The organism is Actinomadura craniellae, from assembly GCF_003289645.1.
Taxonomy (GTDB): Bacteria; Actinomycetota; Actinomycetes; order Streptosporangiales; family Streptosporangiaceae; genus Actinomadura_D; species Actinomadura_D craniellae.
In genome coordinates this window covers 92,137-118,892 of record NZ_QLYX01000019.1, presented here as the reverse complement: position 1 = coordinate 118,892, position 26,756 = coordinate 92,137, and the positions used below count along the sequence as shown (strand labels likewise).

At 72.5% G+C, this 26,756-nt stretch carries 21 protein-coding genes and 1 tRNA gene; 8 read left to right on the top strand and 14 right to left on the bottom strand.

Going from position 1 to position 26,756, the window contains the following annotated elements; all coding sequences use genetic code 11:
* Positions 1 to 70: 70 nt before the first annotated feature.
* On the bottom strand, positions 71 to 3,550 hold the full coding sequence (locus DPM19_RS30865) for a S8 family serine peptidase (RefSeq protein WP_111871613.1): 3,480 nt from the start codon (positions 3,548 to 3,550) through the stop codon (positions 71 to 73).
* 311 nt (positions 3,551 to 3,861) lie between these two features.
* Here DPM19_RS30865 and DPM19_RS30860 point away from each other — a divergent pair.
* Positions 3,862 to 3,935, top strand: a tRNA-Thr gene (locus DPM19_RS30860).
* Positions 3,936 to 4,113: 178 nt separating this feature from the next.
* On the opposite strand, the gene DPM19_RS30855 is transcribed toward DPM19_RS30860, so the two are convergent.
* The 3 genes from DPM19_RS30855 to DPM19_RS30845 are packed head-to-tail and all read right to left on the bottom strand — an operon-like array spanning position 4,114 to position 5,936.
* Complete coding sequence (locus DPM19_RS30855; RefSeq protein ID WP_111871612.1) at positions 4,114 to 5,142, bottom strand: hypothetical protein; 1,029 nt, start codon at positions 5,140 to 5,142, stop codon at positions 4,114 to 4,116.
* Positions 5,143 to 5,182: 40 nt separating this feature from the next.
* Positions 5,183 to 5,389, bottom strand: coding sequence for a hypothetical protein (locus DPM19_RS30850; protein WP_111871611.1), 207 nt, complete (start codon positions 5,387 to 5,389; stop codon positions 5,183 to 5,185).
* The gene (locus DPM19_RS30845) at positions 5,379 to 5,936 is read right to left on the bottom strand and encodes an ATP-binding protein (RefSeq protein WP_111871610.1); all 558 of its coding nucleotides are present in this window, start codon (positions 5,934 to 5,936) and stop codon (positions 5,379 to 5,381) included. Before DPM19_RS30845 ends, DPM19_RS30850 begins: the two co-directional genes overlap by 11 nt.
* 190 nt (positions 5,937 to 6,126) lie before the next feature.
* Between DPM19_RS30845 and DPM19_RS30840 the strand changes: the two genes are divergently transcribed.
* The 5 genes from DPM19_RS30840 to DPM19_RS30820 all read left to right on the top strand — a co-directional run bounded on the left by DPM19_RS30840 (position 6,127) and on the right by DPM19_RS30820 (position 9,958).
* Positions 6,127 to 6,939, top strand: a complete 813-nt coding sequence (locus DPM19_RS30840; protein ID WP_111871609.1) for a helix-turn-helix domain-containing protein — start codon at positions 6,127 to 6,129, stop codon at positions 6,937 to 6,939.
* Positions 6,927 to 7,118 (top strand): DUF397 domain-containing protein, encoded by a 192-nt coding sequence (locus DPM19_RS30835; RefSeq protein WP_111871608.1) that lies wholly within the window; start codon positions 6,927 to 6,929, stop codon positions 7,116 to 7,118. The genes DPM19_RS30840 and DPM19_RS30835 overlap by 13 nt, the downstream gene beginning before the upstream one ends.
* Before the next feature lie 259 nt (positions 7,119 to 7,377).
* Positions 7,378 to 7,566, top strand: coding sequence for a DUF397 domain-containing protein (locus tag DPM19_RS30830; protein ID WP_325050308.1), 189 nt, complete (start codon positions 7,378 to 7,380; stop codon positions 7,564 to 7,566).
* 344 nt (positions 7,567 to 7,910) lie between these two features.
* Positions 7,911 to 9,788: an HNH endonuclease signature motif containing protein gene (locus tag DPM19_RS36860; protein WP_146779062.1), complete on the top strand. Its 1,878-nt coding sequence runs from the start codon at positions 7,911 to 7,913 to the stop codon at positions 9,786 to 9,788.
* Positions 9,785 to 9,958: a DUF397 domain-containing protein gene (locus DPM19_RS30820; RefSeq protein WP_111871605.1), complete on the top strand. Its 174-nt coding sequence runs from the start codon at positions 9,785 to 9,787 to the stop codon at positions 9,956 to 9,958. Before DPM19_RS36860 ends, DPM19_RS30820 begins: the two co-directional genes overlap by 4 nt.
* Before the next feature lie 12 nt (positions 9,959 to 9,970).
* On the opposite strand, the gene DPM19_RS30815 is transcribed toward DPM19_RS30820, so the two are convergent.
* From DPM19_RS30815 to DPM19_RS30790, 7 genes are all read right to left on the bottom strand, one after another.
* A complete protein-coding gene (locus DPM19_RS30815) occupies positions 9,971 to 10,714 on the bottom strand; it encodes a DUF4328 domain-containing protein (RefSeq protein WP_111871604.1) in 744 nt (247 codons plus the stop codon).
* Positions 10,711 to 11,139 (bottom strand): hypothetical protein, encoded by a 429-nt coding sequence (locus tag DPM19_RS36570; RefSeq protein WP_146779061.1) that lies wholly within the window; start codon positions 11,137 to 11,139, stop codon positions 10,711 to 10,713. The genes DPM19_RS30815 and DPM19_RS36570 overlap by 4 nt, the downstream gene beginning before the upstream one ends.
* A 713-nt stretch (positions 11,140 to 11,852) precedes the next feature.
* Positions 11,853 to 12,488, bottom strand: coding sequence for a DUF305 domain-containing protein (locus DPM19_RS30810; protein ID WP_111871603.1), 636 nt, complete (start codon positions 12,486 to 12,488; stop codon positions 11,853 to 11,855).
* Positions 12,489 to 12,511: 23 nt separating this feature from the next.
* Entirely contained in the window at positions 12,512 to 14,053 is a 1,542-nt protein-coding gene (locus DPM19_RS30805) for an LVIVD repeat-containing protein (protein WP_111871602.1), read from the bottom strand.
* A 490-nt stretch (positions 14,054 to 14,543) separates the two neighbouring features.
* Positions 14,544 to 15,623, bottom strand: a complete 1,080-nt coding sequence (locus tag DPM19_RS30800) for a hypothetical protein (protein ID WP_199485370.1) — start codon at positions 15,621 to 15,623, stop codon at positions 14,544 to 14,546.
* An 85-nt stretch (positions 15,624 to 15,708) separates the two neighbouring features.
* Positions 15,709 to 16,737, bottom strand: a complete 1,029-nt coding sequence (locus DPM19_RS30795; RefSeq protein ID WP_158566953.1) for a phosphotransferase family protein — start codon at positions 16,735 to 16,737, stop codon at positions 15,709 to 15,711.
* A gap of 165 nt (positions 16,738 to 16,902) precedes the next feature.
* Positions 16,903 to 17,865: a UbiA family prenyltransferase gene (locus DPM19_RS30790; RefSeq protein WP_111871600.1), complete on the bottom strand. Its 963-nt coding sequence runs from the start codon at positions 17,863 to 17,865 to the stop codon at positions 16,903 to 16,905.
* A gap of 287 nt (positions 17,866 to 18,152) precedes the next feature.
* On the opposite strand from DPM19_RS30790, the gene DPM19_RS35535 reads away from it, so the two are divergent.
* Complete coding sequence (locus DPM19_RS35535; protein ID WP_158566952.1) at positions 18,153 to 21,482, top strand: BTAD domain-containing putative transcriptional regulator; 3,330 nt, start codon at positions 18,153 to 18,155, stop codon at positions 21,480 to 21,482.
* Positions 21,483 to 21,664: 182 nt separating this feature from the next.
* Here the strand turns inward: DPM19_RS35535 and DPM19_RS30780 are convergent, their stop codons facing one another.
* Together DPM19_RS30780 and DPM19_RS30775 are read right to left on the bottom strand one after the other, a co-directional pair.
* Positions 21,665 to 21,949, bottom strand: coding sequence for a hypothetical protein (locus tag DPM19_RS30780; protein WP_111871598.1), 285 nt, complete (start codon positions 21,947 to 21,949; stop codon positions 21,665 to 21,667).
* A gap of 98 nt (positions 21,950 to 22,047) precedes the next feature.
* Positions 22,048 to 22,905, bottom strand: a complete 858-nt coding sequence (locus DPM19_RS30775) for a universal stress protein (protein WP_111871597.1) — start codon at positions 22,903 to 22,905, stop codon at positions 22,048 to 22,050.
* Between the two features lie 193 nt (positions 22,906 to 23,098).
* On the opposite strand from DPM19_RS30775, the gene DPM19_RS30770 reads away from it, so the two are divergent.
* Positions 23,099 to 24,994 carry an ABC transporter ATP-binding protein gene (locus DPM19_RS30770; RefSeq protein ID WP_111871596.1) on the top strand — a complete coding sequence of 632 codons (1,896 nt, stop codon included), beginning with the start codon at positions 23,099 to 23,101 and terminating at the stop codon, positions 24,992 to 24,994.
* 24 nt (positions 24,995 to 25,018) lie between these two features.
* Here DPM19_RS30770 and DPM19_RS30765 read toward each other — a convergent pair whose 3' ends face one another.
* Entirely contained in the window at positions 25,019 to 26,671 is a 1,653-nt protein-coding gene (locus DPM19_RS30765) for a serine/threonine-protein kinase (protein ID WP_233510955.1), read from the bottom strand.
* Positions 26,672 to 26,756 lie beyond the last annotated feature (85 nt).

Genomic DNA, 26,756 nt, shown 5'->3' with positions numbered 1-26,756 from the left:
CAAAGGGTCCGGGCGACGTCGTCGTACCGGCGGAGGCTTCCCCGTTACGCCCCGGGAGGTAGGGCGGCCGTCAACTCCACGACGAGCGGAAGTCGTCGTCCTCGCCCCAGCGCCCGCTGCGCGACTCCCCGACCTGCTCTTCCGGCTCGCCTTCCGCGGGCGCCGGTGAACCGAACGTGGGCGCCACCGGGAACCCGCCGGCGAACGGGTCGGCCGGCTCCTCCCCGGGTTCCGGCGCAGAACCCGACAGCGCCGCCCCGAAACCCTGGCCGTACGGGCGCGCCGGCTCCTCGGACGGTGCCGGCTCGGGACGGTGCCGGCGCCCTGCGGACGGCCTCGGCTCGAACGACGGCGGCGCCACCGAGGGCGGCGGGAACACCGTCCCCTCGAACCCCTGGCTGTACGGATTCGCCGGCGGAGCGGTCTCTTCCGGGCCGGGAGCCGGCGGCTCGTACTCGAACCCCTGCCCGACCGGACGCACCGGCTCCGAAGCCGGCAGGTACGGCTCCCCACCCAACTCCGAGGCGGAAGACGACTCGTACTCGAAACCCCGATCACCCGGACGCGCCGGCTCAGGAACCGACGGGAACGGCTCCCTGCCCGACTCCGGAGCGGGAGGCGACTCGTACTCGAAACCTCCGCCGCCCGGGCGAGCCGGCTCCGAAGCCAGCGGGTACGGCTCCCCACCCAACTCCGAGGCGGAAGACGACTCGTACTCGAAACCCCGATCACCCGGACGCGCCGGCTCAGGAACCGACGGGAACGGCTCCCCACCCAGCTCCGAAACAGGCGGCGACTCGTACTCAAAACCCTGACCGACCGGACGTACCGGCTCCGAAGCCGGCAGATGCGGCTCCCCATCCAACTCCGGGCCGGGAGACGGCTCGTACTCGAAACCCCCGCCACCGGGACGCGCCGGCCCGGGAGCGGGCGGGAGCCCTTCCTCGCCCAGTTCGTGGATGGAAGGCGACTCGTATTCGAACCCCTGCCCGGCCGGACTCGGCGGCTCAGAAGCCGGCGGGTACGGCTCCCCACCCAACTCGGGAACAGAAGACGACCCGTACTCGTAACCCCGCCCGGCCTCCGGGCCCGGCGGGAACACCTCTCCACCCGGCTCCGGAGCGGGAGACGGCTCGTACTCGTATCCCTGCCCGGCCGGGCGCACCGGCCCCGAAGCCGGCGGGTACGCCTCTCCACCCAACTCCGAGCCGGGAGACGGCTCGTACTCGAAACCCCCACCACCCGGACGCACCGGCCCAGGAGCGGGCGGGAACGCCGCCCCGTCCTGCTCCGGAACCGCCCCGTACTCGTAACCCCGATCGAACGTGCCCTGCCGGAACCTGTCGTCGTACCCCGGCTCATACCCCGGCTCGTAGGACGTCCCCGGGGCGGATGACGCGGCACCTTCCGCGAACCCCTGACCGTACGGGCCCGGCGCGGCCTCCTCCGGTGGCTCCGCGAAGCCCCGGCCGAAGGGACCCGGTGCGTCCTCCGGTTCCGGCGGGGAGGTGAACGACGTGTCGTAGTCCTGTCCGGTGCCGTGGTCCCAGCTGTACGGGTCCCTGGCCGGAGCCGGCGGAACGGGGTCGGCCGGCGGAGGGTCGTTCGTGAACTCCCGGCCGAACGGGCGCCACGAGTCGGCCACGGGAGGGGTCTCCTCCCGCGGCGGCACCGCCCGGAACGTCTCGGTCGCCCCCTCGTCCACGTGCCGCCGGGCGGGCGGCACCGCGGGGAACGCCTCGGTCACTCCCTCGTCCGCCCGCCCGCCGGGGCCGGCCGGCGGGATGGCCCTGAACGTCTCCGTCGCGGGCTCCTCGCTTTGCCCGGGCCCGCTCCCCTCCGGGTCGAGCAGCGGCCAGACCGCGTCCGGCTGCGGCTCGGGCGGCAGGGGGACCGCCGGGAACGCCTCGGTCAGGCTCGGGCCCTGGTCATCGTCCGGCAGCGGGCCGGGGGCCCTCGGTGCCCCCGCGTCGAAGGGCTCCTCCAGGCCGAGCCCCAGCGGGTCGTGGCCGAGCCCCTGCTCGCCGGTCCACGCATCCGGCCGCCACGGGCCGGCCGCGCCGTGGCCGTTGAGCCCGGCCCCCGCGTCGGCCGGCCAGTCCTCCAGCGGCACGCCGAACTCCCGGTGGCCGTTGGCGGGTTCGGCGCCGGTGTAGTCCATGCTGCCGTTCCAGTAGCGACCGTGCGCCGCGGCGCTCTCGGCGTCGCGCGGCCCACGGGACGCGGGCCCGGCGGAGGACGCGCGGTACAGCCCGGCCGCCGGAGCGGTCGGCGGCCAGACCACCTGGTCGGTCTCGCCGGCACCTGGCATGGGCCTGGGCAGCCGGGCGTCCCGCGGCGGTGGCGGCGGCGGCTCGTACGCTGCCTCCCGGATCCTGCGGCGGCGCTGCCGCCAGCCGAGAATCAGCGCTATCAACACCAGCACGCCGCCCACGGCGAGAATTCCGTTGACCAGCAACGAGGGCTCCTCCTTCCCCGCGACCGCGGGCTCCGGGACCGCGGCGTCGGGAGTGGGCTGTGGCGTCGAACGGGGCCGCTTGCTGATCGCGGCGGCGGCGAACATCGACCGCAGCGCGTCGAGCGAGCCGGCGCACCCCGGGCCGGTCGCGGCCCGGCGGATCACGCCCTGGGAAAGCGCCTCCCGCACCTGTTCCGGGGTGAGCTTCGGGTAGCGGGAACGGATCAGCGCGACGACCCCGGTGACAATCGCCGAGGACGGGCTGGTCCCGGTGCCGATCACATAGCCGTTGCCCGCGTCGGCACTGACGATCTCGACGCCCGGGGCGCAGACCGCGACGTAGTCGTGCCGGCTGGTGTCCGGCCAGGAGCGCAGCCTGCGGTCGAGGGCGCCCACGGCGATCACGCCCGGATAGGCGGCCGGGAAGTTCCGCCGGTTGGCGCCGGCCCCGTCGTTGCCCGCGGAGGCGACCAGCACCGCACCCTTGCCGAGAGCGTACCGGACGGCGTCCTCCTCCTCGGGGTTCCCGTCGTAGTAGGCCTTGCCGCCGCCCAGCGACATGTTGATGACGTCCGCGCCCTGGTCGACCGCGTACCGGATTCCCCTGGCCACCGCGTCCCGGTTGCCGGCGACCTGCGCCCCGTTCAACCGGACGGGGTCGTCGTTCTCCCAGGTCACCCGGACGGAGAGCACCTTCGCCAGCGGCGCCACGCCCATCACGCCGGCCGCCAGGCCCGGCCCGTGGCCGTGCCCCGCGATGATGCTCGCCATCGCGGTGCCGTGCCGCCCCCAGAAGCGGGTGCCGGGGCGGCGGTCGCCGCCGGTGTAGTCGGGGCCGCTGACGACCCGGCCCACCAGGTCGGGATGCCGGCTCTCTACCCCCGTGTCGAGCACGGCGACGGTCATCCCCGCCCCCTTGGCGTACCGCCAGGCGGACGAGACCCGGATCGACTTCAGATACCACTGCCGGGCCCGGATCTGATCGGTCGCGGCGGCCGACGCGGACGGCGCCAGCGCGGGCGTCATCGTCGAGACGAGCAGCGTCGCACCGAGAACACGCAATGCGAGGTGGCGTCGGCCGGCGTCGGACACGGCACCGAACCTCCTCCTCGGCCCCCGGGCCGTGGTCGACCAGGTTCTCCGGACCCCTCGTGCGCGGCCCTCATTGTGCCACGGGGACCCTGCCGCCACACCGGTGCCTGCGACCGGTTCCGCACCCTCGGGATACGCGGGGAACACCTTGGGGCGACGGTGATTCCTCTACACATCACCTGGTTTCGGACGCCAGCTTAAGCGTTCCCGGGCCGGTCCCGTCCGCGGATTCGCACTTGCGGAGGACAGACCTGCCTCACCCGGATAACCGGCGGCGCCGCCCGCCCCGCCCCCGGTAAGCTTGATCCCGCGCCCCTGTAGCTCAGCTGGCCAGAGCAGCCGCCTTGTAAGCGGCAGGTCGCCGGTTCGAACCCGGCCGGGGGCTCAAACCCCCTCTGACCTGCGGGAACCTCGATCGGACGAGCGTTCAAGATCGTGTTCACCGCTCGGACAGAGGTGAATTTGTCAGCGGCAGGTCGCCGGTTCGAACCCGGCCGGGGCTCTCACTGTTCCCGACCTGCGAGGACAACGTCCGTCGCGTCCTTTCGGCAGTGTCGGTCCCGCTACTTGTCAGGTCGCACCGGAACGTCTTCGAGGGCGAGCCGGTACCAGTCGTGGTCGGCGATGAAATGGAGATCGGGGCCCCGGCCGATGACCTGGGTCCTGGCAGGCAGGGGTTGTCCGTCCGGCAGGACGATCCGGTACTCGGCGGTGGTGTGGAGACGCCCGTCACCGAGGTCACCGGCGGCCAGCCTGTCGCGGTTCGCCCCGTAGCCGCCGTACAGGGCGATGCGCGCGGAGTCGCCGACCGCGAGGGCCTGGATACCGCTTATGTCGTTACGCCAGCCGGTGAGGACGCCATCGTGGCTGCGGACAACGGGGAAGCCGGTGTAGTAGCAGGTCCAGGCGGCCTCCCCGGCGACGTTGAGCGCATAGCAGTCGGCGATCCATCCCCACGGGTCCCCGCCGGGGAACCGCCAGTCCGGTCGCAGATCCGGGGAGAACCGTGCCAGGCCGCAAGCACCCAGCGGTGCCGGACCGGGGCCGCCCCAGCCGTAGTTGCCGAAGACCCCTTCGTCGAAGTAGCCCACCCAGATGTGACCGGTGCGGGTGGCGAAAACGTGCCCGATGCCGTCACCCAACGTCTCCTCGGCAAGCACGTTCCCCTCGGGGTCGTAGACGATCGCATTGCGGTCGGCGCCCTCTGGACGCCACCTGGCCCTGGCGGCCACCGCCAGAACCCGGCCCTGCGGCAGCGGCTGCACCTTGACGTGAGCCAGCGGCAGCTCGGCGAGCCTGACCATGGTGACCGCCCGCACCGATGTATGGGTTGTCACCCGGGCCGCCACCGGGCGGGGCGCGCGGGAGTCGGGGAAGGCGGCCCCCGCCGATCGCGTGGGGGACGACCTCTGGGCCGGCAGGTCCTCTGCCGCCGTCCACAACGCCAGAACCTCGCCTTCGGGACCGACGGAGACCGACGCCCGCGCCTCGCCGCGCTCGCCGGCCACGACCGCGTGATGACGGACCTTCAACGTGGGCAGAGCCATCACCTCGGCGCGCCGCGCCCTCTCCCGCCGCTCCCAGTCACTCACGCCGACACCTCACCACTCTCGCCGAATGGCGCCAACCGAATTAACGGACATCGCCCTGTCCGTGCGCTTCGATCAGCGCCATGCGGCGTTCAAGTTCGGCGGGGTCGCCGGCGATGATCATGCCGCTGTCGCGGTAGGGGTAGGACGGCCCCGGAATCGCGGTGAACCGGCCGGTGTAGTGGCCGGGGACGATCGCCCAGCCGGGGTGCGCCCGCTCCAGTGCGGCGGCGATCCGGTCAGGATCCATCGCCGTTCCTCGCTATGTCGGCCCAGACCACCTTGCCGGGACGTCCGGGGGCGGGCGAGAAGGGGTGGTGCCCCCACCGGACGGCGAGGGCGTCGACCATGAACAGCCCACGTCCCCGCTCCGCGCGGAAGTCGGGTTCGCACCTGCGCGGCAGGCCGGGGGCGTCGTCCCAGACGCAGACCTCGATGACGTCCGGGCCCGCGTCCGGGTCGATCAGCGCGATCACCCGGGTCGCGGACGCCTGACAAGCGTTGGTGACCAGTTCGGTGAAGACGATCGCCGCGTCCTCGGCCGCGCCCGTGTCCCCCCAGCGGGTGAGGGCGTCGGTGGCCCATCGGCGCACCTGGGCCGGGGCCCGGTCGCTGACGGGCACCTCCCGCTCCTCGAACCGGGAGCCGGCAGGGCGCTCCGGCGACAGGAGTTCGAGCCGCGCGCCGTCGGCACGCGCGGAAAAGCGGCGATCGTAGATCGCCTTGACGATCCCGGTGGGGAACGGCCGGCGTTCCGGAGGCTGCTCGCTGGCCGGCCAGGGGGCTGTCTCGGGCATATGAATCTTCCTCAGCTGTGAATGGTCGACTTGGGCGCTTCGATCCGGCGGAGAATGGCCGCTCGCTCCGCCCACTTCAGTGGAATCCGCTCCCTGTCTATCCCCGCCGAAGTACGCTCGCCATACATTCCGTCAACCACCCATGACCGTGAGTAATGTTCACGGTTTCGTGAGAAAGGTGTGAGGTCACGTGAGCACGATCCGCCGAACGTGGTTGGAATACTTCGCCAAGGAGCTCATCGCCTGGCGGGAGTTCCGCGGAATGACGCAGGAGAAGCTGGCCACGGCCATCACCTTCTCGCCGTCCCTGGTGGCCATGGTCGAGACCTGCCAGCGCACTCCCAGACCCGAATTCATCGAACGCTGCGACGAGGCGCTGCAGACGGGCGGCGCGCTCATGCGGTTCTACAAGGAACTGGTCAGCCGGGAGTCGATACCCGACTACCTCGACCGCTGGCGCGGTGTCGAGGAGCAGGCCACCGTGATCAACACTTTCCAGCTCGAAGTCGTCCCCGGCCTGCTGCAAACTCCCGACTACGCCCGGGTCGTGCTCCAGACCGGGCTGCCGACGGCCACTCCGGAGGAGATCGAGGCCAAAGTCGCGGCACGCCTGGAGCGCCAGGCTCCCTTAACAAGTGACCGCCCACCAATGTTCGTGGCCATCCTGGACGAAGGTGCCATCCGCCGGGTGATAGGCGGCAGCAGCGTCATGCGTGAACAACTCATGCACCTCGTCAAGCTGTGCGAACGACCCCACATCGTGGTGCAGGTGGTCCGGGCCGAGGTAGGCGCATACGCTGGAATCGGCGGACCATTCAACCTAGCGACGCTCGACGGCGATGAGGTCGCCTATCTCGACACCACGCTCAGCGGCCACGTCGTGGAGAACCCGGAGGAAGTGGCGATCATCAAGCACCGCTGGGAGTCACTGCGAGCCGAGGCGCTACCACGCCCCGCGTCGCTCCGGCTGATAAAGGAAGTAGCAGACCAATGGACACCCTGAAGTGGCGTAAAAGCTCCAGAAGCAACATCAACGGCGGTGACTGCGTCGAGGTGGCCTGCCTCTCCGCGGCCATCGGCATCCGCGACAGCAAGAACCCCGACGCCGGCAACCTGACCATCTCCCCCGAAAACTTCAGCGCACTGGTGCACCGCATCAAGCGAGGCGAACTGCACGGCTGACACAACCCCGGCCGCAAGCGGGCCCCGCCCTTGGCGGGGTCCGCTTGATCCGGACGGCATTGATCTCGCCGAATTGTTCGCCGTCGCCTTACCGAACAGCGACGGCCTCGCGCACCTCGGCAATGCGCTCACCGGACAAGTGAGCGAAAGCACGGACGACGTGGCGGCCACCAGGCGCATGAGGGAATCCCCGAGCGCCGAAGCGCTGCCATGCGGCACCCCTGAAGCTCATCACGGAAGCAGCCGATCAATGGACAGCATGACCTCACGGTGGCGGAAGTCCTCCCACAGTTCCCCCAACGGCGGTGAGTGCGTCGAGGTGGCCTGCATCTCCCCTGCCATCGGCATCCGCGACAGCAAGAACCCCGAGACCGGCAACCTGACCATCTCCCCCGAAGACTTCACCGCACTGGTGCACCGCATCAAGCAAGGCGAACTGCACGGCTGACACAGAACCGACCGCAAGCGGGCCCCGTCCTCGGCGCGGCCCGCTTCTCTATCCGCGCAACGCCGGCACCTGTAGTGGCCGGCCGCTACGAGAAGAGTCGCCCGTGGCGGCGGGCCAGCCCGATCAGATCACGGCGTGGCGACCGGTGGGCGAAGCCACTGACGCGGCTGCTTTACCACCCCGGTTGCGTTGTGTGACCAACCTGCTACTCTTGGAACATATGTTCGAGTGGTGGTCCCGGGAGGGGTGAGGGCGCGGTGCTGTCGGAGACGATCCCCGCGGGTGGCGTCCGTCCGCCTGAGGAACTGGAAGTCCTGGCGCCAGGGCCTGAGCTGGCGGCTGCATTGGCTTCAGTCGATCTGTCCCGGTTGTCGGGCTATGACGTTGTGGTGGTGTTGCGGGCCCGGGCTCGGCAGGTCGCGCATGAGCAGGCCGAGTTGTACGCGGTCATGGTGGAGGTCGCCGATCGGGTGCGGGCCGAGACCGCGCACCTGCCCGGAGTGTGGGACAGCGATCTGCCCAAGTTCGCCGCCGCCGAGATCGGCGCGGCCCTGTCCTGGACCAAACGCGCTGCAGGCGCGGCACTGGAGGACGCCTGGCTGCTCGTCGAACGCCTGCCGGCGGTGTGGCGGGCGTTGCGGAAGGGGTCGATCGACCTACCGCGGGCGAAGGTGATCGTGCGGGAGACCCGGGCGCTAGACGAGCAGGCGGCACGGCAGGTGGCCACCCGGATACTGCCGGAGGCCGCGGAGCTGACCACCGGGCAGCTGGCCTACCGGATACGCCGGCTGGCCCTGGACATCGACCCCGATGCTGCCAGGAAGACGTACGAGCAGAGCGTGACCGAACGGCGGGTGGTGCACACCGCCAACCCGGACGGCACCGCCCACCTGGCCGGCCACCAGCTCCCACCCGGGGCGGCCGCGGCCGCCTTCGAACGCGTGGACGCGATCGCCCGCGCAGCCAAGCGAGCCGGAGACGCCCGAGTGATGGACCAGATCCGCACCGACGTCTACCTCGGCCTGCTGAACGGATCGTGGGACGGCCCCGGCCCCGTCCACCGGCGCGGGGTCATCGAACTGACCGCCGACCTGCCCACTCTCATCGGGCTGGCCGACCGTGCGGGCGAACTGGCCGGCTGGGGGCCGGTGATCGCCGACATCACCCGCCAGATCGCCCACACCGCCGCCCAACCGGCCGCCCGGGACACCGCATGGACCTACTCCATCACCGACCCCCTCACCGGACGCCTCCTGCACCACGGCACCACCCGCCGCCCCCAGCCCCGCACCACCGCCGGTCCCGCCTCGGCTCCCGCCCTTGGTTCCGCTCAGGGTGCTGCACCCAACTTCGCCCCGGGCACTGCTCCCGACTACACACACGGTGCCGCTCCCGGCACCGCCTCCGGCGCCACCCCACGCCCCACTCACAACGCTGCTCCTGACCCCATGTGCGGCACCGCTCCCGACCCCACGCCCAACCCTGCACTCGACCCCGCACCCAGCTCCACACCCGGCCCAGCGCCCGGCGCTGCTCCTGACCCCATGTGCGGCACTGCTCCCGGCCCCGCCCCCGGCGCTGCTCCCGACCCCACGCCCAACCCTGCACTCGACCCCGCACCCAGCTCCACACCCGGCCCAGCGCCCGGCGCTGCTCCCGACTCCATGTGCGGTACTACTCCCGACCCCACGCCCGGCCCAGCACCCGGCGCCGTTTCCGACACCACTTCCGGCGCTGCTCTTGACCCCATGTGCGGCACTACTCCCAGCCCAGCCTCTGGCGACGGCCCTTGGCCCGGTCGTACCGACCTATCGGAAGTTCGCCCCATCTCGCCTACTGGTCCCAGCGGGCACGTGCCACGCCCTGAGCGTGATCCTCGCCGGGCCCTCACCCCCCGCGAGCGTGCCTATGTGATCGCTCGCGACCGTACCTGTCGCGGACCCGGCTGCCGCACTTCCGCCCGCCGATCCGAAATCGACCACATCGTCCCCCATGCCCATGGCGGCTCCACCTCCCCGGACAACACTGATGCCAAATGCGCCTACTGCCATGACCTCAAAGACGCCGGTTGGACCACCACCCGTACCCCGGGAGGGGTCACCTTCTGGACCAGCCCGCTGGGTCACGCCTATGCCAAGCCCCCTGAACCCATCACGCCACCCACCGCCCTGCGCAGTCCTGTCGAACGACGCCTGCTCAAGGTCCTCGACCACTTTCGGTGAATCACCGAAGTAGCAACACCCATGGCACTAACTGCGTCGCGGTGGCTTGCCTCACCGAGGCCATCTGCATCCGCGGCAACAAGAACCCCGACGCCGGCAACCTGATCGCCTTTCCCGGAGAATTCGGCGTGCTGGTACACCGCGTCAAGCTGGGCGAGCCACGCGGTTGAAGGAGAGCAGCGTCAGTGCTCGGCCGCGGGCGGTGGCGTGTCCGGGTAGGCGATGGCGGCCTGGATGCGGGCGGCCTGGGCCTCCTGCATCCCGTTGATCTTCCATATGACCAGGGCGGCCAGGGCGGCGGCCGCCACGCCCGGGAGCATCAACGCGAGTGAGGCGATGGCCTGGTCGCGTTCGGCCGCCAGGCCGCCGTCTTCGGCCTGGAATCCGAGTGCGACGATGCGGTCGCCGATCAGGTAGATCAGCCAGCACGCCCACCAGGCCATGACCGGCCGGGATCCGGGCTTGGCGTCGGAACGTCCCGCGCTGATCGCCCAGATGTCGTCCACGACCTGCTTGGGGATCCACAGGTTGGCGATGGGCACCACCCACCCGAACACCGTCCAGGGCCGACTCCAGCGCTGTGCGTGGTCGAGGATGGCCTCGGCGTTGGCGCGGGCACGCAGCAGCCACAGGCAGAACAGCACGGCCGTGGCGAAGAGCAGGACTCCCTGAAGCCCGGCGACGAGGACGAGGAGTGAGTCGTTGGACTCCAGTGCGGAAAGGTCCACCTGCCGGGGGTCGGCGCCGGCCTCACCGAGAATCCGGATGCGCAACACGAGTACGACCACGCTCAGCAGCGCCACCGTAGTCCAGATGCCGAGCCCGGCGATGGTGAGCAGCCCGAGCACCGTGCCCGGCCGGACCGGGCCGTCGTTCGCGCGGCCGGCCATTCCCGCCTGAACATGCCAGGGGTTCGGCTGGGTCATGAAAACTCCTCACATTGGGCGGGGCCATCGTAAAGGATCATGATCACTTTCCGGTGAATCGGGCATGGCCGGCGGATGCCCATCCGCGGCGTCCGCAACGGCCGAGTTCGCACCTCCGGCCCGCTCTGCGGTAGGCCGAGGGCTCGGTCATCGTGATGGAACGGGTCGACGAGGTCGCGCCGCAGAAGATCAGAAGCCGCGCCGCAGAAGATCATCGGTTCGGTGGGGCCGACCGAGCCGAAGACGGCGCCGACGGTAATCAGAGCGGAGAGACAGGGCCGCCATCCGGTACGGTCGAGCCCACGCAGTCGGCTACCGAACGTTCTGCGCCGGTCGCGCTGCAGCCGAGTCACGCAGGGGACAAACTCACCTCCGCTTTGGTGATCGAGCCCGATCCCCTCAGCCCGCAGGTAGCTACTGCTCATTTAGCGCACTGCCTGCCTGCTCATCCGACTCCGGCTTGACTACAGATCCTGAACGGCTTGCCCGCACCACAACCGACCCAGCCACTGACCGCGCTGGCCGGGTCGTGCAGCCGGGTCGTGCAGCCGACCCGCACAGCTCCGGCTGCGGACGGCCAAGCGTGACCGAGTCCTCGGCCACCCCGGGGAATGCTCATCGCAACCACCCCTCGACCGGCCAGGAGTGCTCATTGCAAGTCGTGGCCCTCGTTCCCACCCCAGCCGGGCCTTGCGGCGGCAACGAGACCCGGACCGATCCGGGCGGGACAGCTCGGCGAGTTCGCGATAGCTGTCGGCGGCCCGAGCCCCGGCTCGGTCGGCCCGGGCCCAGCTTCGCTCGGCTCGGTCGGCTCGCTCAGCTCGGTCAGCTCGGCCGGCCCGGTCGGCTCGGTCGGCTCGGTCGGCCCGGCCAGCTCGGCCAGCTCGGTCGGCCCGGTCGGCCCGGTCGGCCCGGCCAGCTCGGTCGGCCCGGTCGGCCCGGTCGGCCCGGTCGGCCCGGCCAGCTCGGTCGGCCCGGTCGGCCCGGTCTGCTCGCTCGCTCGCTTGGCTCGGCTCGGCTCGGTCAGCCCGGGCCCAGCTTCGCTCGGCTCGCTCAGCTCGGTCGGCTCAGCTCGGTTGGCCCGGCTCGGTTGGCCCGGCTCGGTTGGCCTGGCCGGCCCGGTTCGGTCGGCTCGGACTCAGCGGCGGCCGGTGGGCGAGGGAAGGGGACGGTGGCCGAGGGCAGCGAGCAGGCCGGCCATGGTGGCGATCTCCTTGTGCTGCTCGGTGGTCATGAGGACGGCCAGGTTGCGCACCTGTGGGATGGTGGCGCTCCGGGCCGCGGCGGTGGTCATGACCAGGCCCCCTTCATGGTGGCGGATCATCAGCTGGAGGAACCGTACGTCCAGGTCCCTGCCCTTGGCCTCGCCCAGGCGGTTGATCTCCTGCTGCGAGGCCAGTCCGGGCATCGCAGCACCGGCACCGGCACCGGCACCGTGGCGGGAGTGGCCGTTGGTCATCCAGGTCATCGGGGGGCCGGAGGGCACCTGGGGGGCGTTCCACAGCGCCAGCCAGCCCTGCATGTGGCCGATCTCCTTGAGCTGGTTGAGCTCGATGCCGAGGGCGAGCTGGGCCACGGCCGGGCCAGCCCGGCCGCGCACCGCTTGGGACATCGTGACGGCCTGCTGGTGATGGGAGATCATGTCCTGGCTGAACCCGATGTCGACCCGGCCGGCGGTCGGAACCCGTGCCGGGTCGTCCCGGGCGGGGCCGCGGCCGGCGAAGAGCGTCGCCGCCACGGCCCCGATCACCATGAACGCGATGGCCGAGAACACCCGGCCAGCGCCACCGGTCCGGTTCACCTCAGCGGGTAGGCGCCGTTGGTGAAGCGCAGCAGCAGGGCGCCGTTGTCGTCGCAGGAGACCCACAGCCGGTCACCGGCGAAGCGCGGCGGCGACATGCACCAGTCCGCGGTCATGTCCGTCTCGCCGGTGTACAGCGGCGGCTTGTCGGGATAGTCCTTCAAGATGTCGGAGAACGCCGCGCCGAACGGGACGAAGGCGTGCGCGGAGTTGACCAGTTGGGCGCGCTTCCCGACCTGGGCGGGCGGGTTGAAGTAGGCGATCTCGCGGGGGCGTTGCAGGTCGCGGACGTCGAACACGCGGATCCCCGATTGGGCCCACCCGCAGGCCAGTGCGGTGGGGTCGGTGAGCCGGTCGAGGGTGCAGTAGTGCGAGTCGTAGCCGAAGATGCCGTTCTTGGCGGTGTCGGCCCCGCGCACCGCCACGTGCTCGGGGCGGTTGATCTCCAGCTTGAGCTCCCGGACGACCCGGGGGGCGCGTTCGTCGGAGATGTCCAGGATCCGCACCCCGCTCGAACCCAGCTCGTCGACCGCCAGCAGGTAGGGCCGGCCCCGGTCGGTGAAGGGGACGAGGTGCTGGGTGACCATGCCGTCGGGCCAGGTCGCCGTCGAGATGCGGCGTAGCTGCGGCTGCGGTTTGCGCTGCTGGATGTCGCTGGCGTCGAAGGTGATGACGCCGGCCGGGATCTCGGCGACGTAGAGCCGGTTGCCGTCGGCGCTCACCCCGACGCCGTGGTTGACCAGGCCGGTGGTCCCGTTGTAGAGCACCTGGGGTTTGGCCGGGTTGGTCATGTCGAGCGCGGCGATGGTGCCGCCCACGGTTCCGGTCGTCCAGTAGGTGCGGCCGTCGGGTGACCAGCCCGCCTCGTGGCCGGGGAACACGGCCGGCATCGTCAGGTTGGTGCCGTTGATGCCGTTGAGTAGCCGGGGACGGGTGCAGTCGGTCTTGACGTCGTACACCGAGACGAAGAACCCACCGCTGAGCAGGCCGACCGACACCGCCGCCAGCAGGCCGCGGCCCTCGTGCACCTTGAGCGTCTCCCACGTCCCGCCGAGCGTCGCGGGGCTGACCAGCGAATCCGTCAGCTTCGGCCGCCGCGGGTCGGACATGTCGATGACGTTGACGCCCTTGTTCTTGGCCGTTACCGCGCTCGGCAGGATCGTCCCCAGGTACTGGCACTTGCCGTACGAGGCGCCGACCGTGCCCTGCCCCTGTCCCTGGTACTGGCTGACCAGTTCCAGGTTGCACCGGTATCCCTGCCGGCTGCGGCCGCTCGTTCGGTCGGCCAGCGGCACCTGGCCCTGCAGACCGGTCTCCGGTGCCGCCCCCGGCCCGCACTCGGCCCGGCCCACCGTCGAGTCCACCGGGGCGTCCGCCGTGGCTGGCCCGGACACGCCGGCCGTCAGCGCCACGGTGATCACGACCGCCGCCAGCGCTCCCGCCGCCTGTCCGGCGCGCCGCATCCGGACCAGGGTTCGCCCGCTCGCGCCCCGGGCTCCGGCGGCGACCGGGATTTCGCTGCGAATCAGAGGTTTCATGGCCACTCCTCAACGGCAAGTTTCCCGCCAGTAACTTAAACGCGAACTAGCCGTTCGGCAAGGCCCTAAATCGACGGATTCACCGGGCGAGGACATCTGTATTGATGATCGCACCGGGTGACCCATGAACTGTAGGTTCCCACAAAAAACACAGCGGCGACTCTGCCGAAAATACAAAAAGCACACCTCGGCCGGGAACTCGAAATAGCGCCCTTTCGAGCAGCACGAAAAGGCGCGTCCGCCGGAGGTCGTTCACCGTAGGCCGCGACAGCCACCGGCGGCGGCCACTCCTCCCGGCCCACCGCTGAGTCCGCCGGGGCGTCCGCCGTGGCCAGCCCGGATACGCCGGCCGTCAGCGCCACGGTGATCACGACCGCCGCCAGCGCTCCCGCCTCCCGCCTCCCGCCCGGCTACGCCGGGCACGCGCTCAGCATTGCTGAGCACATGCCTAGCATGAGCCGGATCGCAGGTTCAAGGTCGCATCACAGGTTCAAGGTCGCAGCGACGGGTGGTCGCCGAGGGCCCAGTACTCGTACAGGCCGTAGCCCTCGTGCTCGCCGTACGTGAACCTCGCGGCGGCGTCCACCAGACCCCAGAACCGGTCCGCCTCCTGCTCGGTGTCGTGGACGACGCCCTGCACGACGGGTTTCTCGCCCTGGTACATCCCGTGCCGCCAGTCGGGCTCCAGGCCGTACCCGGTGCCGACCATGATGTGGACGGGCAGCAGCGGGGTGACCTGGACCTCGAACGGCTCGGCGTCCCAGGGCGTGAACGCGATCGTGGCCGAGACGGCGTCCCGGGTGCCGGGCGCGTAGACCGGCCGGTAGTCCGGGCGGCCCAGGAAGTCGGGCTCGCGGTCCGGGTCGGGCCAGACCCGGACGGCCTCCTCCAGCAGGCGGCGCCCCTTCTCGTCCTCCTGGACGATGGCGAGGATGGAGTGGTCCGCGAACTGCATGGGGGCGTACATCCAGTAGAACGTCCCGGAGTTCCTGGCCTGGATGCCGGGCGGCTCGGGCTCGCCGACGGGCCGGATGCCCCACGAGCGGTCGCGCGCCCCCCACCAGCGGTCGGGCGTGACCGCGATGCGCTCGCCGCCGTGCTCGATCACGCCCTCCCAACGGCCGGTCTGCGCCAGCCTGGTGGAGTCGAAGACGACGCGTTCCTGCCAGCGCAGGTAGTGCCGCGGTTCGAGCGTCGCCGGGATCGACCCGGTCCAGGTGAGGTCGAAGGCGAGCCCGTGCCCGCACTCCTCCAGGACGACCCGCAGCCGTTTCAGCCCCTCGATCACCTCGACCCGGAAGGGGCCGACGCTGGTGTCCATCCGATCGGCGCCCAGTTCCCGGGAGGCGCGGACGACCTGGTGCGCCGTACCGCGGCGCAGCAGCGCGAAGGCGTCGGTGACGCCGAGGTTGGGGTACTGGCCGACACCGATGATCAGCATCATGTCGCCGCTGATCGGAAAGCAGTTGAAGTAGTAGCGGTCGTAGAAGTTGCGGTCGGAGGTGGCGACGTGGCGCATCACCCCGGAGATCTGGTGGACGGGGTAGTCGTCGAGCGGGGAGAGGCTCACAGATCCTCCAGGACGGTGGCGGGCAACCTCGTCGCGGTGCTGGTGCGCGGGAACGGGTCGTCGGCGGGTGCGAGCCCGGAGCGGCTCACAACTCCTCCAGAACAGTCGCAAGCAACCTTGTCGCGGTGTTGGTGTGCGGGAACGGGTCGTCGGCGGGGACCAGCCCGTAGCTGATCATCAGTTGCCCGATCCGGGCCATGACGGCGGCGAACTTCAGGCCCGAGAGCACCTCGTAGTACTCCAGGTCGGCGAGGGGGCGGCCGAGCAGCCCGGTGTACCGGGCGACGGTCTCCCGCGCGGTGGGGAAGCCCGGCAGCCGCTCGGCGCCGACGCCCTCGCCGTGGTGCCGGTCCAGGTAGAGGTACCAGGCGAGGTCCTCCTCGGGCTGGCCGAGCGTGGCCATCTCCCAGTCGAGGACGCCGGCGACCGCGCCGTCGACGAAGAGGATGTTCCCGATCCGGGAGTCCCCCCACAGCAGCCGGGGCTCGTGCGGTTCCGGCGGCTGGTGCGCGCGCAGCCACTCCAGCGCGCGTTCGGCGACCGGCACCTTCCCCGCGTAGGCCCAGTGCAGGTAGTGGTCCCAGTAGCCGAGCCGCTGCCGGAGGCCGGTCGGGCCGTACCCGGTCTGGTCGACGTATTCGAGCCCCGCGACCGGCTGGGCGTGCACGGCGGCCATCGCGACGAGCCCGTTGTCCCACATCGCGGACCGCTCGGCGGGGCTGATCTCGGTGACCCAGCCCTCCATGTGGTACGGCGGCATGTCGGACGGGGCCCGGCCGGATATCGCCCCCATCACCAGGAAGGGCGCGCCGAGCAGCGACGCGTCGGGCTCGTACCAGAACACCTCGGGGACGGGCAGCCCGCGCCGCCGCAACTCGGCGAGCAGCCGGTACTGCTCCTCGAAGCGCGGCTCGGGGAAGATCTGGTAGTTGGTGGGCGCGACCTTGGCGACAAAGCCCCGGCCACCCGCGGAGAACATGATGGTCTCGGCGGAGAAACCGCTCGTGGCGGGTGTTTGCAGCCGTTCGACTTCGGCGCCGGGAAGCCGCCCGGCCAGCCATCGGTTCAGAACTGTTCTGGTGACCTCGGGATCGCGCTGGTCGGGTATGGGCATCGGAGTTCCCCGTTCCCTCGACGGCGGTGCGCAGCGGGCCGGCGCACCCCCGACTTCGGGCCCGTGGGAACAGAAGTACATAACTTATTTATTATGCTGTCAACGGCGAAGATTAATGAAACACCTCGTATACGGAGGGGAACCGGTGCGTGGCCCGGACGGCGATCAGATCGTGCCGCTGTAGACGAGGGCGAAGACCAGCAGGGGCAGCAGGAAGAGCCGGCCCACCATGATCATGCCGCGGGCGATGTCGCGCGGCTCGCGGGCCCGGCCGAGGCCGCGGTGGTAGAGCCAGACGAAGAGCGGGGTGCACAGCAGCTGGAACCACAGCAGTTCCCGCGGGTAGACCTCGTCGAGGGCGGCCAGCGCCACCGTCATGGCCCAGAAGCCCGTCCAGCAGACCAGGCCGAGCTGGTAGGCCCGGTCCTGCCCGAACCGCACGGCCGTGGTGATGCTGCCGGTGGCCCGGTCCGTCTCGCAGTCGCCGATCATGGTCGGCATGTACATCCCGACCTGGACGAGGAAGAGCGCCAGCGCCATGATCCAGGGGAATCCGTCCAGCGGCCGTGCCACCGCCCAGCCGCCCAGCACGGGGAAGACGCCCAGCGCCAGGCAGTTGCTGAGCACGTCGAACCCGGCCCGGTTCTTCCACTTGAGCGGCGGGACACTGTAGATCCAGCCGCACACCAGGAAGCCCAGCGTCGCCAGCGCCATCCCCGGCCGCACCGCGTACGACAGGGCGACCGCCGTCGCGGCGGCGCCGTAGGCGGCGACCTTCGCTCCCCGCTCCGACAGCCTGCCGCTGGTGAGCGGCGTGTCCTTGCGCGGGTTGAGCCGGTCGGCCTCGAGGTCGTAGGCGTCGTTGATGGCGAGGACGGCCAGCCAGACCAGCGGCCCCCACACCACGAGGCCGACGGCCCCGGCCGCCAGCGCCGACGCGCAGTCCCCGACGGACTGCCCGCACGCCTCCTGGCCGAAAATCAGTTGCCGGCTGGCGAGCAGGTAGCCGAACCAGAAGGGGACGATCGACACCATGAAGAGCCCGGGGCGCGAAATCTCCCACAGGTCCAGGACCAATTGCTTCAGCCTGCCATGGCGTTCCAGCACAGGGGATTCGGCGGTCACCATCGGTCACCTCGCGATCGCTCGTTTCAGTCATCCCGAAAACGCGAAGGCCGACGCTAATGCCCAGGTAGAAGGCGGCAATAGATGATTTTCGATAAAGAGTTACGGCGAACCAGTAGCAAAGGATAGTAAGCATTCCGTTACAATGATCACCATTGCGGGCCTAGCTGGAGCAGGACACTTCGCGCCCCCACCGGGTGTGGCCGCGCCGGATGAAGGGCGGCACCGGCCGGATCGGGCCGCGATTCGCACCGGTTCGGCGCCCTCCCGGCCACTACGCTGAGCCCGACATGGTGGGTGTGCGGGTGCTCGGGGCCTTCGAGGCCCAGGTGAACGGCGTTCGCGCCGACCTCGGCGGCAACCGGCAGCGCTCGGTCCTCGCCCGGTTGGTGGCCGCCCAGGGGCGGATGATCCCGGTGGACCGGCTGATCGAGGACCTGTGGCCCGGCGAGGCGCCGCCCCGGGCGCTCGTCGGCGTCCGCACCTTCATCTCCAACCTGCGCCGGGCGCTGGAGCCCGACCGGCCGCCGCGGGCCGCCGCGCAGGTCCTCGTCACCGCGCCGCCCGGCTACGCGCTGCGGCTCCCGGCCGACGACGTCGACGCCTGGCGGTTCGAGCCGCTGGTGCGCTCCGCCGGCCGGCTGCTGGCCGAGCGGGACGCGGCCGGAGCCCGCGCGGCGGCGGAGGAGGCGCTCGCCCTGTGGCGCGGCCCGGCGTACGCCGAGTTCGTCGAGCTGGACTGGGCCGCGGCGGAGGCCGCCCGGCTGGAGGAACTGCTGCGCGTCGCGGTGGAGCGCCGCGCCGAGGCGATGCTGGAGCTGGCCGAACCCGGCGAGGCCGTCCCGGTGCTGGAGGCGCACACCGCGGCCCACCCGCTGCGCGAGGACGCCTGGCGGCTGCTCGGGCTCGCCCTCTACCGGACCGGCCGGCAGGGCGACGCGCTGGCGGCGCTGCGCCGGGCGCGGGCCGCGCTGGCCGAGGACCTCGGGGTCGATCCGGGGCCCGCGCTGCAGCGGCTGGAGGCCGACATCCTCGCCCAGTCCCCGGCGCTCGACCACCGCCCGACGGCCTGGGTCGCGCCGCCGCCCGCCGCCGAACCGCCGCCGCCCGTCCCCCTGCCCTCGCGCGGCCCGCTCGTCGGGCGGGACGCCGAGTCCGCGCGGCTGGCCCGCGCCGCGGCCGCCGCCGCGGCCGGGCGATGCGCGCTGGCCATGGTGACCGGCGAGCCCGGGGCGGGCAAGACCGCCCTGGTCGAGCACGCCGTCGCCGAGCTGGCCGCCGCCGGCTGGCGGGTCGCGACGGGCCGCTGCCCCGAGACCGAGGGCGCCCCGGCGGCCTGGCCGTGGGCCGAGCTGCTGCGCGGGCTCGCCGCCGCCGCACCGCCCGGCGAGCCGCTGGCCGCGCGGCTGGCGCCCCTGCTGGACGACGCGGCGCCCGGGTCGGACGGCGACATGACGGTCGCGCGCTTCCGGCTGCACCGGGCCGTCGGCGACTACCTCACCGAGCTGGCGGAGCGGGCTCCGCTGCTGCTCGTCCTGGACGACCTGCACCGCGCCGACGACGAAACGCTGACCCTGCTGACCCAGCTCCCCACCCGGCTGCGCGACCGCCGGGTGCTGGTCGTGGCGACCTTCCGGCGGACCGAGATCCCCGACCCGCTGGCCGACGCGCTCGCCGAACTGGCCCGGCACGAACCGGTCCGGATCGACCTCGGCGGGCTGGCCGGGCCCGCCGTGGCCGAGCTGGTCCGGTCCGTGTGCACCACCGAGGTGGACGCCGGGACCGTGGCCGAGGTGCTCCGGCGAACCGGCGGCAACCCCTTCTTCGTCCGGGAGATGGCCCGGCTGATCGGCTCCGCGGGGGTGGCCGCGGCGACCTCGGCGGTGCCCGCGGGCGTGGGCGAGGTGCTGCGCCGCCGGGTCGCCCGGCTGCCCGCGGTCGACCAGACCCTGCTGCGGTACGCCGCGGTGATGGGCCGCGACCTCGACCCCGAGCCGCTCGCCGCCGCCGCGGGCCAGGCCGAGGACACCGTGGTGGACGCGATCGAGTCCGCGCTGATCAGCGGCCTGGTGCTGGAAACCCCGGACGGGCGGCTGCGGTTCGCGCACGCGCTGGTCCGCGACACCCTGTACGGGGACCTCTCCCGGCTGCGGCGCGAGCGCATGCACGCCCGGGTGGCGGCGGCCCTGGAGGAGCGGGACGGCGACGCCGCCGCGCTGGCGCACCACTACACGATGGCCCGCACGGCGCCGGACCGGGCGCTGCGGTACGCCCGGCTCGCCGCCGAACGGGCCGAGGCCAGGTTCGCGCACCGGACCGCCGCCGCGCTCTGGGAGCGCGCGCTGGCCGCCTTCGACGCGGCGGGCGGCGCGGCCGCCGACCGGCTGGGGATCATCGCGCAGCTCGTGCGGACGACCGCGCTGAGCGGGCAGATGATCCGGGCCCGGGCCATCCGGGACGAGGGCATCGACGCGGCCCGGGCGGTGGGCGACGCCGCGCGGCTGGCCGAAGTGGTCACCGCGTACGAGGTGCCGGCGCTGTGGAGCGTCCGCCCGTACGGGGTGCTCGCCCACGACGTCGTCGCCGCGGCGGAGGAGGCGCTGCGCGCGCTGCCGCCGGGCGACGGCGTGCCGCGGGCCCGGCTGCTGACCGTCCTGGCCTACGAGCTCGGTGGCGAGGTCACCGACCGCGGCCACACCGCCTCGCTGGAGGCGGTGGAAATGGCCCGCCGGCTGGGCCGGCCCGACGTGCTGGCCGGTGCGCTCAACGGCCGCTACGAGCAGTCGTACCGGTACGGCGGCCATCCCGAGCGGCGGCGGATCGGCGCGGAGATGCTGGATCTGGCCGTCCGGCACGGCCTGGGCGTCCACCAGGTGGTCGCGCACATGATCCTGATGGAGGAGGAGGCCGCGGCGTTCCGGTACGACCGCGCCGACGAGCACGCGGCGGCGGCCCGGCGGCTCGGCGAGCAGTACGAGGTGCCGTCGGTCTACTGGCTGGGCGGCTGGTACCACGCGACCCGGCAGATGATCGCCGGGGAGTTCGAGGAAGCCGAGCGGCTGTGCCGGAAGGTGGTGAGCGACCTCGCCCGGCCCACCATGTGGGGGCATGAGGACGCGAGCCTCTGGCTGGCCCTGTTCTGCCTGCGGTCCATGCAGGGCCGGCTGGCCGAACTCGCCGCCGAGGTGCCGCGGGAGCGCACCGGCTGGCGGGCCGCGGGGCTCACCACGGAGGCGGACGCGCTCACCCTCGCGGTGGCCGGCCGGCCCGCCGAGGCCCGCGCCCTGGTCGCCGACCCGCCCCGGATCCGGCCCGACTGGTCCCTGGACATCCACGCGACCATCCGCGGCCGGCTGGGGATCGCGCTGGACGACCCCGGCCGGGTCGCCGAGGCGTACGCGCTGCTCGAACCGTTCCCCGACCACCTGGTCGGCGACCGGACCGCCGCCTGCACGCTCGGCCCCGTCACCCACGTCCTGGGCGACTTCGCCGCCCGCCTCGGCCGCCCGGCGGAGGCCGCGGCGCGCTACCGGCACGCCGTGGAGATCTCCGGCCGGGCCGGCGCCCCGCACTGGGCCGCGGCCGCCGAGGCCGCCCTCGCCCGCGTCGAGCGGCGCTGAGCCGGAGCAGCCGAGCCGACCGCGCAACCGGCGGGCGGGACGCGGGGAAGCCGGCACCGCCAGGCCGGAAAGCGAGCGGGGCGACCGGGCGAGCCGGGCGACCGGCGACGGCCGAGGACGCGAGCGAGGGGCACGCGGCCGGGGACGCCCGGGCGGGGCGTCCCCGGTTCGGTGGGTACCGCTCAGCCGACGGGCATGGTCTCGCGGGCACGGGCGCGGCGGGCTTCGAAGTCGCCGTACCGCTCCTCCTCGCCCCACTCCTCTTCCAGGCGCATCGCGGTGCCGAGGGCGAAGAAGGTGGGAGCCCACTGGCCGACGAAGATGCCCCAGCGGTCGGCGCGGTCGATGCCCGCCGGTTCCACGTTCTTCGACGTGAACCAACTGGCGACCGACAGGCCGATCGAACAGAAGCCCATCGAGTACAGGACCTTCGACGAGATCCCCACCTTGCGCAGAATACCGATCATGAGACGCCTCCATCGAGCCGGTGGCCTCCTGCAGTGACCCCGCTACCCGGGGCGGCCGCCGCCTAGCCCATGGATTGGCCAAGCCCGTCCCGGCCGGCTCAGACCCGGGGGCGCACCACGGCCACCGGGACATGGCTGTGGTGGATGACCCCGTGGCTGACCGAGCCGAGGCGGAAGGCGCCGAGACCGGTCCGGCCGCGGGCTCCGACGACGACCAGGTCCGCCTCCCCGGAGGCTTCGACGAGGGCGGTGACCGGATGGGCCCGGACGGTCGACTCGACCACCTCGACGCCGGGGTGCGCGCCGCGCCAGTGCTCCTGCGCGTGGACGAGGCCCGAACGCATGCTCTCCTCGACGTCCGCCTGGTCCACCCCGTAGCCGGTCTGGAGCAGCGCCGGCGGCAGTTCCCAGCCGTGCAGCACGCGCAGCCGGGCGCCGCGCACGGCCGCGGCCCGGTAGGCGTACTCCATGGCCGGCTCGGAGACGTCGGCCAGGTCGATGCCGACGACGACCTCGCCCCGCTCGGCGAAGTCGTCGCCGCGCACGATCACCACCGGCCCGGCGGCGTGCCCGGCGACCCGCATCCCGGTGGAGCCCAGCAGCATGCTGGCGAACCCGCCCAGCCCGCGATGGCCCAGCACCATCTCGAAGCCGCGTTTGGACTGCTGGCGCAGCGCGAAGACGACCGGGTCGGAGAGCAGTTCGGCCGTCACCTCGATCCCGGGCCGCCGGGACCGGGCGATCTCCTCCCCCTCCGCCAGGATCCGCCGGCCGTTCTCCATGAAGGAGTCGGCCAGGTCCGGCGGGGGCATGATCGGCGTAGTGGAGATCCACCGCTCCACGACGTGCACGACGTGCAGCGGCAACTCCCACCGGGCGGCCTCGTCGGCGGCCCATTCGAGCGCCCGGACGGCCGGTTCGGAACCGTCCGTGGCGACGATGATCGGCTCGGCCATGTCGGTCCTCCTCACGCGGCGTGGCCGGGGCGTTCGGGGGTACCGCCCGGCTCTGCACTGCTCCGCGTCTCCCGCCGGTACACCTTCCCGGCCTCCCCGGGCGGAACCGTGGGACGGCGCCGCGCGGGTTGACCTCAATATCGGTTGAGGTCCTACCTTCCGGAAGGAAGACTCGGCGTCCGGAGGTGCAGGGATGGATATGGAAATCACCGCGTACATGTCGATGCGCAGCGTGATGCACGCCCAGGAGAAGAGACCCTTCTCCCGGGCCACGCTGCGGCGGATCGGCGGGTTCGCCCGGCCGCACCGGCGCCGGCTGGCCTGGTTCCTGCTGCTCAGCGTGGTGACGGCGGCGCTCGCGGTGGCGACACCGGTGCTCGCCGGGCGGGTCGTCGACGCGATCGTCGAGGGCGTCGGCCTGCGCACCGTGATCATGCTGTCGGTGCTGATCGCCGTGATCGCGGTGGCGGAGGCCGGGCTGGGCCTGGTCTCCCGGTGGCTGTCGGCGAGCATCGGCGAGGGCCTGATCCTCCACCTGCGCACCGCGGTGTTCGACCACGTGCAGCGGATGCCCGTCGCGTTCTTCACCCGCACCCGCACCGGCGCGCTGGTCAGCCGGCTGAACAACGACGTGATCGGGGCGCAGCGGGCGTTCAGCGACACCCTCTCCGGGGTGGTCGGCAACCTGGTGATGCTCACCCTCACCCTGGCCGCGATGGTCAGCATCTCCTGGCAGATCACGCTGTTCGCGCTGCTGCTCCTCCCGGTGTTCGTCCTGCCCGCCCGCCGGATGGGCGGCCGGCTGGCCCGGCTGGAGCGCGAGGCCGCCGACCACAACGCGGCGATGGGCACGCAGATGACCGAGCGCTTCTCCGCCCCGGGGGCGACCCTGGTGAAGCTGTACGGCCGGCCCGCGCACGAGTCGGCCGAGTTCGCCGCGCGGGCCCGCCGGGTCGCGACCATCGGGGTGCGCACCGCGATGGTGCAGCACGTCTTCATGACCGCCCTGATGATCGTCTCGACCCTGGCGCTGGCCCTCGTCTACGGGCTGGGCGGCTACCTCGCGCTGCGGGGACGGCTGGAGCCGGGCGCGGTGGTGGCGCTGGCGCTGCTGCTCACCCGCCTGTACGCGCCGCTGACCGCCCTGGCCAGCGCGCGGGTGGAGGTGATGAGCGCGCTGGTCAGCTTCGAGCGGGTCTTCGAGGTGCTCGACCTCAAGCCGCTGATCACCGACCGGGAGGGCGCCCGGCCGGTGCCCGACGGGCCGGTCTCGGTGGAGTTCGACGACGTGCGGTTCGGCTACCCGTCGGCCGACCGGGTGTCGCTGGCCTCGCTGGAGGAGGTCGCGACCCTCGACACCCGGGGCGGCGTCGAAGTGCTGCACGGCATCTCGTTCCGCGCCGAACCCGGGCAGCTGGTGGCGCTGGTCGGCTCGTCCGGCGCGGGCAAGTCCACGATCGCCCAGTTGCTGCCCCGGCTGTACGACGTCGACTCCGGTGCCGTCCGGCTGTCCGGGGTGGACGTGCGCGACCTGTCCGCCGAGTCGATCCGCGCCGCCCTCGGCCTGGTCACGCAGGACGGGCACCTGTTCCACGACTCGATCCGGGACAACCTGCTGCTGGCCCGCCCCGAGGCGGCGGAGGAGGAGCTGTGGGACGTGCTGCGCCGCTCCCGCCTGGACGGCCTGGTCGCCGGCCTGCCCGACGGCCTCGACACGGTGGTCGGCGAGCGCGGCTACCGGCTGTCGGGCGGCGAACGGCAGCGGCTGACCATCGCCCGGCTGCTGCTGGCCCGCCCCCGGGTGGTGGTGCTGGACGAGGCCACCGCGCACCTGGACTCCACCTCCGAGGCGGCGGTGCAGGAGGCGCTCGCCGAGGCGCTGGCCGGACGCACCGCGGTGGTGATCGCCCACCGGCTGTCCACGGTGCGCGCCGCCGACCAGATCCTGGTCATCGAGGACGGCCGGATCGTGGAGCGCGGCACGCACGTCGAACTCCTCGCCGCCGAGGGCCGCTACGCCGAGCTGTACCGCACCCAGTTCGACGAGACCCCGGCGGCCGACGCGGCCCCGGCCCCCGCGGCCGGCTGAGGGGCCGGCTGAGGGGCCGGAAGGTCAGCGCCGGGTGGCCAGGACGGTCATCTCGCCGATCTCCTTCTTGGTGATCTGGTCGATGACGGGGGTGTGGATGGTGAAGCGGGTCACCCGGCCGCCGGTGACGTCCTCGGGCCGGACCACCAGGCGTCCCTGGATTCCCAGCTGGCCGACGCCGGCGAAGGAGTACGGGCCCGTCCGCCGGACCCGCTGCGAAGGGGCGCCCGCGGCGCCTCGGATCACCAGGCCCTTCGCGTCGGCGGCGATCCGGAGCGACTGCTTGTTGGTCGACGCCACCAGGTTCTGCAGCGCCAGCCGCTGCACGCTGCTCGCCCCCGACCTGAGCCGGGACCGCTGCACCTTGAGCCGGTAGTTGCCCGCCATGGCGGCGTCGGGCAGCGGTGCCGGGCTGGTCGGCGAGGCGACGGGGGACGCGGCGACCGGCGGCGGGGACGCCCCGGCCGGGTCCGTGGACGACCGCAGCAGGCCGTACCCGCCGATCAGGGCCGCGACCGCCACCACCCCCGCGGCGGCTCCGGCGGCCGCCTTGACCCCGGCCCGCCGGGCCGCGCGGACCCGCGGGGGCGGCTGGTGCGCGGGCGGGGGCGGCGGATCGGCCGGCGGGGCGGACACCTCCCGGAAGGCGGCGGCCGGGTCCGGCTGCGCGGCGCCGGGATCGCCGGGTGCCCCCTGCTGGGCGGTCACCGCGTCCGGGCCGGCGGCGAGGTCGCCCGCCCCGGCGGCCGGGTCCACGACGACCGTCCCGGAGGAGCCCAGCGCGGCGAGCGGGAACAGCGCGGAGAGCGCGGCGGCCAGCATCGCCAGCGCCCGCAGCCCGCGCTGCTCCCAGTCGGGCCCGTACTCGCGGACGGCGACGGCCTCCAGCTCGGTCACGAAAGCCGCGGCCCCGGACGGGCGGACGGCCGGGTTCTTGGCCAGCCCCCGGTACACCAGCTCGCGCAGCGGCTCGGGGACCGGCTCGACCGGGATCGGCGCCTGCAGGTGCTGGACGGCCAGCGCGCCCGGGGTCGGCGCGGAGTACGGCCGGTGGCCCACCACGCACTCGTAGAACACGACCGTGGCGGCGTACACGTCGGTGGCGGGTGAGGCCGGCCCGGACCGCCACTGCTCCGGCGCCATGTACGGGGGCGTCCCGGCCGGGTAGGCGTCGCTGCCCACCCGGGTCGCGATGCCGAAGTCGACCAGCGCCGACCGTCCCTCCGCGGTGACGAGCACATTCTCGGGTTTGTAGTCGCGATGGACCACACCGGCCGCGTGCGCCGCGGCCAGGCCCAGCAGCGAGCCCTTGAGCACCGCCAGCGCCGGCTCCGGCCCGGTCGGCCCCGCCGATTCGATGATCTTCCGCAGCGCGACCCCGTCGACCAGTTCCATCACGATGGCTGCGCCGTCGGCGGCCTGCACGTAGTCCAGGAGCCGCGCCACATGCGGCGAGCGGACCCCCGCCAGTAACCGCGCCTCGCCCGCGAAGTCCGCCGCGAACCGCGGATCGGACAGCAGCCGCCGGTTCAGGTACTTGATCGCCACCTGCTCGCCGGTCGTCTCGCGCGCGGCGAGGACGACCCGGCCGAACGCGCCGGAGCCCAGCTCCCGCAGATGCTCGTAACCCGGCACCCGCCACTCGCCGGGGCCCGTCGAAGAAGATGAGTAGGACACCGTCGCCCCCATTGAAAAACCGGCCTTCCCGGCGCATCACGCTAGGCGGGCGGTGTGCCCCGCGCCTTGTTCCCCAGCACACAGT

Excerpts from the sequence above, each read along its gene's own strand:
- DPM19_RS30790 (WP_111871600.1), bottom strand. The coding sequence starts at position 17,865 with ATGGTGACCGCCGAATCCCCTGTGCTGGAACGCCATGGCAGGCTGAAG.
- DPM19_RS30830 (WP_325050308.1), top strand. The coding sequence starts at position 7,378 with ATGACCTCACGGTGGCGGAAGTCCTCCCACAGTTCCCCCAACGGCGGT.
- DPM19_RS30815 (WP_111871604.1), bottom strand. The coding sequence starts at position 10,714 with ATGACCCAGCCGAACCCCTGGCATGTTCAGGCGGGAATGGCCGGCCGC.
- DPM19_RS30780 (WP_111871598.1), bottom strand. The coding sequence starts at position 21,949 with ATGATCGGTATTCTGCGCAAGGTGGGGATCTCGTCGAAGGTCCTGTAC.
- DPM19_RS36570 (WP_146779061.1), bottom strand. The coding sequence starts at position 11,139 with ATGAGCAGTAGCTACCTGCGGGCTGAGGGGATCGGGCTCGATCACCAA.
- DPM19_RS30845 (WP_111871610.1), bottom strand. The coding sequence starts at position 5,936 with ATGCCCGAGACAGCCCCCTGGCCGGCCAGCGAGCAGCCTCCGGAACGC.
- DPM19_RS30770 (WP_111871596.1), top strand. The coding sequence starts at position 23,099 with ATGGATATGGAAATCACCGCGTACATGTCGATGCGCAGCGTGATGCAC.
- DPM19_RS30795 (WP_158566953.1), bottom strand. The coding sequence starts at position 16,737 with ATGCCCATACCCGACCAGCGCGATCCCGAGGTCACCAGAACAGTTCTG.
- DPM19_RS30850 (WP_111871611.1), bottom strand. The coding sequence starts at position 5,389 with ATGGATCCTGACCGGATCGCCGCCGCACTGGAGCGGGCGCACCCCGGC.
- DPM19_RS30835 (WP_111871608.1), top strand. The coding sequence starts at position 6,927 with ATGGACACCCTGAAGTGGCGTAAAAGCTCCAGAAGCAACATCAACGGC.
- DPM19_RS30805 (WP_111871602.1), bottom strand. The coding sequence starts at position 14,053 with ATGAAACCTCTGATTCGCAGCGAAATCCCGGTCGCCGCCGGAGCCCGG.
- DPM19_RS35535 (WP_158566952.1), top strand. The coding sequence starts at position 18,153 with ATGGTGGGTGTGCGGGTGCTCGGGGCCTTCGAGGCCCAGGTGAACGGC.
- DPM19_RS30775 (WP_111871597.1), bottom strand. The coding sequence starts at position 22,905 with ATGGCCGAGCCGATCATCGTCGCCACGGACGGTTCCGAACCGGCCGTC.